The organism is Xenorhabdus beddingii (genome assembly GCF_002127545.1).
Classification (GTDB): Bacteria; Pseudomonadota; Gammaproteobacteria; order Enterobacterales; family Enterobacteriaceae; genus Xenorhabdus; species Xenorhabdus beddingii.
Genome location: NZ_MUBK01000182.1, coordinates 1 through 412, shown reverse-complemented (window position 1 = coordinate 412; position 412 = coordinate 1). Strand labels below are relative to the sequence as shown.

General features: G+C 63.1%; 1 pseudogene. It reads right to left on the bottom strand.

The annotated features are described in order from the left end of the window. Positions 1-412 (bottom strand): annotated as a pseudogene (locus tag Xbed_RS19170) (hypothetical protein); the annotation flags it as partial.

Here is a 412-nt window from a genome sequence, read left to right as displayed (position 1 = left end):
CTGCCCGTCGGGATATTGCACCTGCGTGCGGCGCCCCAGTGTATCGTACTGATAGTCAAGGGTGCGCCCGGTAAAATCAATTTCGCGGGTAATCTGCCCGGCCGCGTCCCGCTCATAACGGTAGGTTTCGCCGGTGGAGGCGGTGACTGAGTTCAGCCGGGTCAGACGGTCATAGCCAAAGCGCAGGACCGTGCCATCAGGGCGGGTCACCTGACTGAGCAGGTCAAACGCGCCGTAAGTGTAGCGGGTGGTGCGGCCTTCGCCGTCGGTCACGGCCACCACCCGCCGTTCGCTGTCATAGGCCAGTTGCTGAGTGGTGCCGTCCGCCCGTTCCACTTCGGTCAGGCTGCCGTTGAGGCTGGCATGGTCGGGGCTGTAACGATAATGCGTCTGCTGTTTGAGGGCATCGGTG